We start from the raw sequence: 11481 nt of genomic DNA on the forward strand, positions 1-11481 counted from the left end.
TTTTCGATGAAAGAATTAATTAAAAAATTAACAGAAACTCACAGTCCAAGTGGTAGAGAACATCAAATAAGAGAAGTTATTCTCTCTGAACTTGAAGGTTTCATAGACGGATACGAAGTTGATAAACTTGGAAATCTCATTGTTTGGAAAAAAGGTTCTTCTGATAAAAAGGTTCTTTTTGACGCACATATGGATGAAATAGGTGTAGTTGTTACAAATATCGATGATAACGGTTTTTTAAGAGTTGACATGGTTGGTGGAGTTTCACCATATACCATATTACAATCTAAACTTAGATTTGGAAATATCATTGGAATTGTAGGAGTTGAAGGTGAAACAGGTAGTGATATGGTATCAAACATTAAAAATTTGTCTTTTGATAAATTATACGTAGACATTGGTGCAAAAAGTAAAGAGGAAGCAGAAAAATTATGTCCAATTGGAACATTTGGAACTTTCGATGGATACTTTATCGAACAAGGTGATTATTACATCTCAAAATCAATAGATGATAGAATAGGTTGTGCTGTAATCATAGAATTATTTAAAAAACTTAAAAATCCCAAAAACTCAGTATATGGTGTATTTGCCGTTCAGGAAGAAGTGGGATTGGTTGGAGCAACCGTTGCAGGTTATAATATTGACCCTGACGTTGCTATTGCAATTGATGTTACTGCAGCCGGAGATACTCCAAAAGGATATAAAAGAGTCCCAATGAAGCTTGGAAATGGTGCGTGTATAAAAGTTAAAGATAATGCATCAATAAGTGACAAGAAAATAATAGATACTCTGAAAGATTTAGCAGAAAAAAACAACATACCATATCAAATGGAAGTATTAATATTTGGTGGTACAGACGCAAGAGGATATCAACATACAAAGGCCGGTATACCAAGTGCAACAGTATCAATTGCAACTAGATATATACATACACCAAATGAAATGGTTCATAAAAAAGATGTTGAGGCAACAATCGACTTGTTATTAAAATACGCTGAGGAGGGCTTATAAGCTGCCTAGAAAAAACTTCACACCACTTGAGTTTAAAATAATAAGCAGTATTATATTAGTTTTATCATTGCTCACTTTGCTTTTTTTAACTTCAACAATATTTTTGTATGTAAAAAAAGCAGCTGTTAAAGTAGACGTAATTTACATTCCAAAACCTTTAGAATTAAATAAAGAAAATTCTGGAAGTGAAAAGCTTCCAGAATTTTCTTTGCCTTCAACTGAAACTATGATAAGTTTTGAAGAATTTGACTATAACAAGTTAATTGCCCATAGCATTGAAATATTGGACAAAGGAACCGAAGTATCAACTTTTGTAATTGACAAAGAAAACGCTCTTAAAATAGTTAAAAAATACAAAAGTTTTCTTATAAATATCCTTTCAGAAAACACCTATTTTGTAGTTTTACCAATAAAAGATGTAAAAATCCCTGGACTTATCCCTGGAAAAAGTGTGTATACTATTTTTCTTAAAACAGGAGAACACCCGGAACAAATTTTTCAGGATATGATGACTTTAAAAGCAAATGGTTACGTATCATATTCAATGAGATTTAAAAGAAATAACAAAACCTTCTATACCCTATGTCTTGGAGCATTTCCAGACATAACTACAGCAAAAGAATATTTTAATTCACTTGATTTAGAAAAATTAAGAAGTTTAGTTGTAACCTACGGACCATACGCGGGAAAAATTACACCTTAAGGAGGAAAAAAATGAATCAAATAGTGTTAGGGCTAATTCAAGGATTAACAGAATTTTTACCTATTTCAAGTTCTGGACATTTAACTTTATTTTCTTATTTATTTAATATTGAACCTAATATTTCAAATTTTGCATTTTTACACCTTGCAACCTTGGCTGCAATTATAGTGTTTGTTTGGAAAGAAATAGTTGAAATTTTAAAAGGGATGTTTACACTAAAAAAAGAGTATTATTCATTAGTTTTAAAAATTATTATTTCAACTATTCCAGCTGCAATTTTTGGATTTCTTTTTAATTCAACAATAGAAAATTCTTTTTCAAATCTAAAAATTATTTCTTTCTTTTTTCTGGTAACTGCTGCATCATTGTTTGTTTCAGACAAGCTAAAAGGGAAAAAAGACTTTTTTAATATATCATACATTGATGCTTTTATAATAGGTTTATTTCAAATGATAGCAATTTTCCCAGGAATTTCAAGAAGCGGAATAACACTTTTTGGAGCATTAACCGTCGGTTTAAAGAGAGAAAAAGCACTAAAATATTCTTTTTTAATGGGAATTCCTGTAATACTTGGAGCTGGAATACTTGAAACTAGCAAAATTGAATTAAATAGTTACATCCTAATCTCTGGTCTTGTAGCATTTCTTTCTGGGTTGTTAAGTCTGTTAATTTTAAAAAAGCTAACTATATCTAAAAAATTAAAAATATTTTCATATTACTGTATTTTAATTGCTATTATAGCTTTTCTTGTGGGGTGAAATAAATGTTAAGAATCCATGCAGAACATCTTATTAGCCCTTCTGGGCAAGCACCAAAAAAAGGAAATGAAATGAAAAAAATTTTTGAAGCATTTGATGTAGATATCATATTAAATAAGGGGAAAATAGTAGACATAAAAAAGCACAAAATAACTGATGATTTTACCATAAAAGCAAAACTTGTTACACCTGCTTTTGTAGATGCTCATACACATATTCCATTTTTTGGAAGCAGAGCAAAAGAATTTTATTTAAGAGCAAGAGGAAAATCCTACTCTGAAATCTTTGCAAATGGTGGAGGAATACATAGTAGTGTTAGAATGCTAAGAAATGCAACAACAGATGAAATTGTAAAGCAAAATCTTAAATATTTAAGCTTATTTAAAAGACACGGTATCGCAGCAATTGAAGGAAAAAGTGGATATGGGCTTGAAAAAATTTCCGAATTAAAACAACTAAAAGCTATGAAAATTTTAAACGAGATACAAGATGTTAAAGTAATTCCTACTTTTTTGGGCTTGCACGCAATTCCTATTGATGTAAATAAAAAAGATTACATAGATGAAGTAAAAAAATGGCTTGATGACATCAAAGAATTCACTGATACAATAGATGTTTTCTGCGATAAAGGAGTCTTTTTACCACAAGATATTGAAGAATTTTTTGAATTTGCCAAAAATAAAGGTTTTAAAATTAGATTTCACGCAGATGAAATTGAAAACGTAGGTGCTGCAAAACTTGCTATTAAGCTTGGTGCAATATCAGCTGATCATTTACTAAAAATAAGTGATGAAGACATTTCTCAAATTGCAAATTCAAATACTGTCGCTACATTAATGCCTGGAACAAGTTTTTATCTGGGAGAGGATTTTGCACCAGCAAGAAAACTAATAGATAATGGTGCTGCAATTAGTATTGGTTCTGATTTCAATCCAGGTTCATGCCCTATATTTAATCCTGCATTTATCTTTCATCTTGCACTTAGATTTTTAAAAATGGAACCAGAAGAGATATTAACTGCATATACTCTAAATTCTTCATATGTTTTGGGTATAGAAAATGGAAAAATTGAACCCGGCTACAAATGTGACATTGCAATTTGGAATACAAATGAACTTTTGGATATTCCATACATGTTTGATCAAAATTTTTTAAGTGCAATAATAATTAACGGCAAGGTGACAATATATGAAAACATTTAAGAAAATTGATATTTTCTTGATTCTTGCGGTTATATTAATAACCGTTTTTTTCACTTTAAAAACAACCAATAGAGAAAATGAATTATTTTTGGTAAAATTAGACGGTAAAATATATACTGAACTAAAAACACCTGGAGTCTATCCGGTAAAAGATAAAGAAGGAAAAATATTAACTATAGTTCACTATGATGGTGAAAATGTTTGGGTTACAGATTCAACATGTCCCCTGAAAATTTGTGAAAAAACTGGTAAAATAAAAAGAGGAGGAAAAATAATTTGCGTTCCCAACAAGATAGTAATCGAATCACAAACTCAAGAACTACAAACCTGGTAATCTATTCACTACTTATTTCCATTTCTTCGGTAATGTTTGTTGTTGAACGTTTTATACCATATCCAGTGCCAGGAGGAAAATGGGGGTTTTCAAATTTTGTTATTCTTTACACCGTTGTAAATCTCGGGTTTAGAGCTGGAATTCTTGTAGGAACACTTAAAACAATTATCGGCTCACTCTTTTCAGGAATTTTATTTACACCACCTTTTTTCATGGGCTTTTTTGGAATAATCTCTGCTGCAGCTTTTGAATGGATATTTTCTAAAACAAAGATTTTTAGTTACACAACTTTAAGTATCATTGGTATGATTAGTAATAATTTTGTTCAAGTTTTGGTTGGAAGTTTTTTAATAAAAAGTAGTGCAATTTTTTCTTTTTTACCTTTGATGATAGGATTAGGACTAATTTCGGCAATTATTAATGCATACCTTGCAAAAAAAATGGAGGAAATAATAGATGAAAATAATTTTGGCCTCAAAATCCCCAAGAAGGATTGAGTTATTAAAATTACTAAAAATAGATTTTGAAGTTATACCTTCAAATCTAGATGAAAATATTAAAGAAAGAGACCCTAAACTTTTAGCTGAAAAATTATCATACTTAAAAGCGATGAGTATTAAAAAAGATGGTGTAGTTCTTGCTGCAGATACTGTAGTAACACTCAACAAAGAAATATTTGGAAAACCAAGGGATTATAAAGAAGCCTTTAGAATGCTTAAAAGTCTATCAGGAAAATGGCATACTGTAATTACTGGGGTTACAATTAAATTTAAAGATGAAGTTATAACTTTCTCTGAAAAAACAAATGTAAAATTCAAAAATCTTTCAAAAGGATTAATTGAATTTTATATTAATACTGCAAAACCTTTTGATAAAGCTGGCGGGTATGGAATTCAAGAACTTGGAAGTGTTTTAGTAGAAAAAATTGAAGGTGATTATTTTAATATAGTTGGTCTTCCCATTTCAAAAGTTTGGGATATCTTATGGGATAGGGGGATAATAGATGCTTCCAAGGGAGAAATTAATAAATGAAGGTGTTGAAAATCTAAGCACAGAAGAATTACTGGCTATACTTTTAAGAACAGGGACAAAAGACTTAGATGTTTTAAAACTTTCAAAAAATCTTTTTGAAACTTTTGACAAGAGCTTGAAAAAAATAAGTACCGCTTCAATTGATGAGCTGTGTAAGGTAAAAGGCCTTGGAACAGTTAAAGCAGTTACCATACTAGCAGCAATGGAACTTTCAAAAAGATATCTATTGGAAGATAGAAAAGGGAAATTTCTAAATTCCCCAGAGCTTATATACGAGCATTGTCTTGACATGAAGCATTTTGAACAAGAAGTTGTTAGGGTTATATCCTTAAACTCAAAACTACACGAAATCTCTACCAAAGATATAACAATTGGCCTTACAGATACAAGCCTTGCACATCCAAGAGAAATATATCGAGAAGCTATTAAAAACTCTGCTAGCTATGTTGTGGTTGTACACAATCACCCTTCAGGTGATGTTAGGCCTAGCAAAGAAGATAGAGAACTTACTTTAAAAATTAAAAAGGCTGGAGAAATAATTGGAATTAAACTACTTGATCATGTTATAATTGGCAATGGATTTTATAGCTTTAAACATAACAAACTATTGTGAGGTGTTAATGCATGAATAATAATGATGATAAATTAAAGAATATATTAAAACTAAAAGAAGAATTGGAAAAAGATTTAATAAAAAAAGGGAAAATAAAAAATAAATCAGAAAAAAAATCAAAAAAAGTTCAGGATCTGGAACAAATAAAAATTCTAAAAGAAAAAATTACAAAAGAAGCAAATCTTGCCACTGATAAAACTTTGTCAATATTTGATATTAATTCACAGGACTATGATTCTTCAGTAATGGATGTTATAAAAACATTAAGAAAATTTCTGATAAATGAAAAATCTCCTGAAAAAAGAACATTATTCTTGGCATTATTAAATATTCTAGAAGGTAAATTTGAAAAAAATAAAACCTTACTAGAAAACCAAAATGATGTTATTTTCAAGTATAACCATCTTCTCTCTAGAATGTATAATCGAGAGGATGTAATAAAAGAAATTATACAATTTGTTAAAAATTTTCCTGATTCAAAATACCCGTATCTTCTATTATTAGAATACTATCTAATAGAAGGTAATTCTTCAAATTTTTCTAAAATATTATCTTTAATTTCAAAAATAGATGATTTTTTCAAAATCATTCATCAAGTTTATATAAATACTTTAGAAGATGTTGGCATTGTTAAAAGCGCAGTAATGCATAAAAAATTTACCGAACTTTTGTTATACATAACAAAGCAGAAAAGTTTGGAAACAGAAAATACGAAAAGCTACTGTCTAAATGTTAACTACAGTATAAAAGAGGGAACAATTCCAAATCCAAAGGAATATTGTATAAAAGCCAATTTTGCACAAGCTGCGTGGAGTATAGTTAATAATAGAAAATTTGACGAATCAAAACTCAAAATCTTTGAAAAAACTCCAGAATATAATCTATTTTATGGTTTTTATTATTTTAATAACCAAGAATTAGAAAACGCAAAAAAATATTTTGAAAAGTTTGAAAACCAAGTTGAAAATGTATCAGTCAAAATTATTGCTAAAACAACCTCATACATTGGTATGAGACAATTCTATCAAAATATTAAAAGCAACATTTTCAAAGAAGAAAAGGGAAAAATATTAGAAATTATAAAAAATTATAATTCACATGATTTCATTGTTGAGTATTTTGACCCTGAAATCGTAAGGCTTCTTTTTGCTGAAAAACATTGTTGTATAGTATATGGAGGAAATAAATGCTAAAACAAAAATTTATTATCTTTTTATTGCTCCTTTCAAGCATTTACTTTTCAGAATTTATATTTTACTCTTCAAAAAATTTTGAAAATAATTTTGAAAATAAATTTTCAATTAATATCATGTACTCATTTTATAATTGGAGTAATGACTTTGTTATTTTCCATGGAGATGGAAATGGATATCCAACAAATCCATCAGAAAACGTTTTTTATTTGTTTGAAAAAGTAAAGCCATTTTTAGAAATAAGTCTTTTCTACAATTTCCAAAATCTTGTATTGTACACAAATATTCCGTTTCAAAAAGAAATCATTTCAAAAGTAAAAGATCCTTCTACCAATTTTTTCTTGGTAGATGGAAAGCCTACTTTTGATATGAATGGTCCAGAAAATTTCCTCTTAGGTTATATATCTGATAATATTTTCATTGGAATTGGAAGGTTCCCATTGCATTGGGGAGATTCAAAATTTCCAATTTCAATATCAAATACAACTTTCCAAGATAACATTACTTTTTCAACAAAAAATAATTTTTTCAAATATACATACCACTTGATATCTTCCTATCCACTACTATCATCATATGAACAAGAAGTTCAAAGAAACTATTTTGAAAAACATACCCCATCAACAAATTTCTTTGAGCCTGTAAAAACTATCGCTGCTCACAGATTTGATTTTTTTATAGACAATTTTAGATTTGGAATCGGTGAAATAAATGTAGTTGGTGGAAAATTTCCTGACATAATTGACATAAATCCTTTAATGTTTTTCCATAATACTTACGGTGAAGGTTATTCAAACGTATTATCTTCAATTGACTTTAATGTAAAAGTTAGTAATATTTCAATTTACGGTGAATTTTGTCTTGATGATATTAATGGCCCAACCGAAGTTGGGTCAAATTATAAACCAGATGCTTACGGATATAATTTTGGAATGTCTCTAGACTATAAGACATTTAATGTATGGATTGAGTATGACTTTACAAGTGAATGGATGTACATAACAAATTATTTGCCATATTTAAGGGTTAATGTTAGACACTTTTACATAGATAATAATTCTTTCCCATCAAGAAGTTTGATGGACTATCCTCTTGGTTTTAAATATGGGCCTGATGCCACTATGCTTAGTTTAGGTTTTTCTTTTTCAAAGAACGATTTTAAAATTTCAACAGAATACAATTTTCTGGTAAAGGGTATGGTAATAGATGATAGGAGTAGCAAAATTAGATGGAAATGGTTTTGGGACAGCTGGAGTGGTAATGTTAACCCCACACCAGAATCTTCAGTAATAAATACTTATGATCAAGTTTATAACATTTTTAGTCTAGAAATTGATTATAAATTTTTATCACTTAAAAGTTTATTTGTAGATAAAAAATATTTTATCTCTTTGCAAGTTAAATTTTGATGAAAATTTTTATTACATTTAAAAACTTAAATTTTTTCAAATTAGGTGAGAAAATATGAAAAAAAATCAAAAAAACGTAATTAGAATTCTCTTTTCAATCTTTATTGGATTATTTGTAATACTTTTTATGGGAAAATTCTATAAGACAAACATATTAAATGAAATAAAAAATATAAAATTGATCGATATTGTATTTGTTTTTTTTATCTATCTTATGGTTTACACAATAGATACTTTAAGGTATATAATTATCTTAAAACAATTCAAAATAAAACTAAACTTTTTTGAACTATTTTATAACAACGTTATGGGGTTATTTTTTTCATCAATTACTCCATTTGCAGCCGGAGGTCAACCATACCAAATTTACCATTTAAACAAGCTAGGTTTCGATTTAGAACATTCTACAAATGTTGTTGTTTCTAGATTTATAACTACAATGATACTAAATTTAATAATTGCTATTATTTCATATAAAAATGTGATAATTTCTTTAAAAGGGACAACCATTGAATCTACTCTAATTAATCTCGGGTTATTTGTATCAACTATAACTTTAATTCTAATTCTTATAGTATTTTCAAATTCTGATATCATAATTAAGTTAACAAACATTTTGAAATTTAAAAGATTAAAAAAAATAAAAACAAAGTATTTAGAATGGTCAAATAATTTAAAAAATAGTATAAAATTTTTATGGAAAGAAAAAATATATATAATGATATTAGACATTTTTTTAAACCTACTAGTCCTAATTTTACAAGCTTATTCATTATACTATATGTTTTTAAGATATACCAATTTAAATAATAGTTTTAACAACTTTCTTATAGTTTTTGGAACAATGTTATTATTAAATATGGTTATTTTTTACATTCCTACACCTGGAGCTAGTGGAACAATAGAAATAACTTATCAGATAATTTTTTCATCAATTTTAAAAGTACAAAAAGGAGTATTTTTGTCAATAATAGGTTGGAGATTTGCAACTTATTATCTTCAAATTCTTTTTGGGCTTCTATTGAGCTTTTTCAATTTAATGACTAAAAAAACTAAAAATAGTGAATTAAAATAAATCAAAAAAAAAATTAAAAAAGTCTAAGAAAATTGATTAAAAATATTCATTTTAAGGGGTGATCCAATTGAAAAATCTTATTGCAACAGCATGTAATCAAAAATATGAGCAGTTTCTATACAATGATTGGTTAATGTCTTTAAAAGATAATGTTAATCTTAACAACACTGATATTCTAGTAATTGACTTTGGATTAAGTAGTAATATTTTAACTAAACTAAAAAAAGAAAATGTTTTAGTAAAAAAAGCTAATACAAAAGGTAATATTGTAAATGCTCGTTTTATAGAATTATATAATTTCTTAATTAATAATAATAATTACAAAAATTTACTATTTTGTGACTCCGGAGATATTATATTTCAAAATGATATTTCAAAAATACTAAATTCAAAAATTAAAAATTTTTTAGTTGTATGTGAAGATATAGCCCCACCAATGTCACTTGTTTTAAAAGAAAATAATCTAGATAAAACTCTTATAAACAATATTAAATCTTTACTACACAATAAAAAAATGATAAACGCTGGTGTCATATTTGGAAACAAAGATTCTTTTATTTCTTTACTTGAATTTTTAATTAATAACTTAAAAAATTTAAACACTTGGGGGCTTGATCAGTTGTTAATTAACTATTATTTATACAAACATGGCTTTGAAGAATTAGAAGACATCTATAATTTTATTCCTACAACTCATATTAGCTCCTTAACTATTAAAAACGGAAAATTATTTAAAAATAATGAATTAATTTATATTGTTCACAACGCCGGTAATAAATCATTTTTTAGACCTTTAAAAAATTTTGGATATTCTAATAAAAACAAGATTCGATTAAATAGATTATTAGTATATTCTTTAAGAATTATATATAAAATATTTAACAAAAGGAGTGATTAAATGAATATTGGAATATTTTCTGACGTATACTTCCCTCAAAAAAATGGTGTTTCAACTGCTATAAAATTATACAAAGAAGAAATGGAAAAATTAGGGCATAATGTATTTTTATTTGTACCAAAATATTCTAAAAATTATAAGAGAAACGAAAAAAACGTTTTTGAATTTCCTGCTATTAAATTTCTATTTGAGAAAGAACAAAGAATTGCATTACCAATTTCAACAGACATTTTTAAAATAAAAAAATTAAACTTAGATATAATACACTCGCAGGACCCCTTTTCAATGGGAATTCTTGCAGAATTTTTATCTAGAATTTTAAAAATAAAACACGTTGGAACTCACCATACAATGTACGAATATTATAGAAACTATTTGCCTCTAATTATAAGACCAACATTAAAACAAACACAAAAAATGATTAAAAACTGGTGCTTAAAACTTGATAAAGTTATTTCTCCAACAAATAATATTAAAAATTTATTAGTAAGCTATGGTGTGCCTGAAGAACATGTAGTTGTAATACCAACTGGGATTGATGTAAATAAATTTAATAAACCAATAGAATGGAATATAAAAGAAGAATACAATATTAAACCCAATGAAAAAATACTTTTATTTGTTGGTAGATTAGGACCTGAAAAAAATGTAGATTTTTTAATTAACGTATTTCATAAAATTTTTCAAGAAGAAAAAAATATTAAATTTATAATTATCGGTGATGGAACCGAAAGACATAAATTAGAAGAAATAGTTATTGAATACAGTTTACAAAAAAATATTATTTTTGCAGGTGCACAACCTAGAGAAAAAGTGATCGATGCTTATAAACAAGCCGACTTATTTATATTTGCATCCTATACAGAAACCCAAGGACTAGTAATATTAGAGTCTATGGCTGCTGGAACACCAGTAGTAGCATTAGGAAAAATGGGAGTATATGATTTATTAAATCATGAAAATGCAGGAGGAATAATGATTAGAGAATTAAACGAGAATGATTTTGCACATGAAATTTTGAGGGTTTTAAAAAATGAAGAATTATATAACAAACTTTCAAAAAATGCTATTAATTTTGTAAAAGAAAATTATTCAATCGAAATATCCGTACAAAAAGTTTTGGAAGTGTACAAAAATCTATTAAATAAGTAATAAATAATACTGAAAATCTCCTTCTTGGCTAACGTAAGAAGGAGATTTTTTTATTCAAAATAATATTAATATCATAATGAAAAGTATAATATAAATAGCTT

General features: G+C 27.3%; 13 protein-coding genes. All 13 read left to right on the top strand.

Going from position 1 to position 11481, the window contains the following annotated elements; genetic code table 11:
- The first annotated feature begins 6 nt into the window (after positions 1-6).
- The 13 genes from HNP65_RS04435 (at position 7) to HNP65_RS04495 (ending at position 11380) form a co-directional block, all read left to right on the top strand.
- Entirely contained in the window at positions 7-1011 is a 1005-nt protein-coding gene (locus HNP65_RS04435; protein WP_184619123.1) for a M42 family metallopeptidase, read from the top strand.
- 67 nt (positions 1012-1078) lie between these two features.
- Entirely contained in the window at positions 1079-1714 is a 636-nt protein-coding gene (locus HNP65_RS04440; protein ID WP_184619124.1) for a hypothetical protein, read from the top strand.
- Between the two features lie 11 nt (positions 1715-1725).
- Positions 1726-2472, top strand: coding sequence for an undecaprenyl-diphosphate phosphatase (locus HNP65_RS04445; protein WP_184619125.1), 747 nt, complete (start codon positions 1726-1728; stop codon positions 2470-2472).
- Between the two features lie 5 nt (positions 2473-2477).
- On the top strand, positions 2478-3674 hold the full coding sequence (gene hutI / locus HNP65_RS04450; protein WP_184619126.1) for an imidazolonepropionase: 1197 nt from the start codon (positions 2478-2480) through the stop codon (positions 3672-3674).
- Entirely contained in the window at positions 3661-4008 is a 348-nt protein-coding gene (locus HNP65_RS04455; RefSeq protein WP_184619127.1) for a NusG domain II-containing protein, read from the top strand. The genes hutI and HNP65_RS04455 overlap by 14 nt, the downstream gene beginning before the upstream one ends.
- Positions 3951-4505 (top strand): Gx transporter family protein, encoded by a 555-nt coding sequence (locus HNP65_RS04460; protein ID WP_246348190.1) that lies wholly within the window; start codon positions 3951-3953, stop codon positions 4503-4505. The genes HNP65_RS04455 and HNP65_RS04460 overlap by 58 nt, the downstream gene beginning before the upstream one ends.
- Entirely contained in the window at positions 4465-5040 is a 576-nt protein-coding gene (locus tag HNP65_RS04465) for a Maf family protein (RefSeq protein WP_184619128.1), read from the top strand. Before HNP65_RS04460 ends, HNP65_RS04465 begins: the two co-directional genes overlap by 41 nt.
- Positions 5012-5653 carry a RadC family protein gene (radC, locus tag HNP65_RS04470; RefSeq protein WP_184619129.1) on the top strand — a complete coding sequence of 214 codons (642 nt, stop codon included), beginning with the start codon at positions 5012-5014 and terminating at the stop codon, positions 5651-5653. Before HNP65_RS04465 ends, radC begins: the two co-directional genes overlap by 29 nt.
- Positions 5654-5664: 11 nt before the next feature.
- A complete protein-coding gene (locus HNP65_RS04475) occupies positions 5665-6846 on the top strand; it encodes a hypothetical protein (protein ID WP_184619130.1) in 1182 nt (393 codons plus the stop codon).
- The gene (locus tag HNP65_RS04480; protein WP_184619131.1) at positions 6840-8255 is read left to right on the top strand and encodes a hypothetical protein; all 1416 of its coding nucleotides are present in this window, start codon (positions 6840-6842) and stop codon (positions 8253-8255) included. The genes HNP65_RS04475 and HNP65_RS04480 overlap by 7 nt, the downstream gene beginning before the upstream one ends.
- A gap of 55 nt (positions 8256-8310) precedes the next feature.
- Positions 8311-9330, top strand: a complete 1020-nt coding sequence (locus HNP65_RS04485) for a lysylphosphatidylglycerol synthase transmembrane domain-containing protein (RefSeq protein ID WP_184619132.1) — start codon at positions 8311-8313, stop codon at positions 9328-9330.
- Between the two features lie 67 nt (positions 9331-9397).
- Positions 9398-10228 carry a glycosyltransferase family protein gene (locus tag HNP65_RS04490; protein ID WP_184619133.1) on the top strand — a complete coding sequence of 277 codons (831 nt, stop codon included), beginning with the start codon at positions 9398-9400 and terminating at the stop codon, positions 10226-10228.
- Positions 10229-11380, top strand: coding sequence for a glycosyltransferase (locus HNP65_RS04495; RefSeq protein WP_184619134.1), 1152 nt, complete (start codon positions 10229-10231; stop codon positions 11378-11380).
- The last annotated feature ends 101 nt before the right edge of the window (positions 11381-11481 follow it).

It is taken from the genome of Thermosipho japonicus, from assembly GCF_014201655.1.
In the GTDB taxonomy this organism is placed as follows: domain Bacteria; phylum Thermotogota; class Thermotogae; order Thermotogales; family Fervidobacteriaceae; genus Thermosipho; species Thermosipho japonicus.